Genomic DNA, 506 nt, shown 5'->3' on the forward strand with positions numbered 1-506 from the left:
GGCGGTGACTTGACCGCCAAAGGGCTGGGCAGCACGTTCGGTGTAAACATCCCTCTGACCGTCGGACAACTCGCCTTCTTCCTGATTTTCGCCACCTGCGTGTGGGCATCCGCCCGCCTGGTAGACCGTTTCACCTCCATCCTCATCGGCGGCATGGTGCTGACTTTCATCTGGGCGACCGGCGGGCTGATTGCCGATGTCAAACTGCCCGTCCTCTTCGACACCCAAGCCCCCGCAGGCACCAGCTACTGGATTTACGCCGCTACCGCCCTACCCGTCTGCCTCACGTCCTTCGGCTTCCACGGCAACGTCTCCAGCCTGCTCAAATACTTTAAAGGCGATGCGCGCAAAGTCGCCAAATCCATTTGGGCAGGTACGTTGGTCGCGCTGGTGATTTACGTCCTGTGGCAAATCGCCATCCAAGGCAACTTGCCGCGCAGCGAGTTCGCCCCCGTGATTGCCGCCGAAGGGAAAGTCTCCGTCCTCATCGAAGCCCTGTCCAAGTT

The 506-nt window shown here is 60.3% G+C and carries 1 protein-coding gene; it reads left to right on the forward strand.

Features of this window, described 5'->3' with window-relative positions; all coding sequences use genetic code 11:
* Positions 1-506 (forward strand): aromatic amino acid transport family protein (locus ACTHUR_RS18740; protein WP_440400277.1); only part of this gene is annotated, 506 nt, incomplete at both ends.

This window comes from Neisseria sp. P0021.S007 (genome assembly GCF_051956855.1).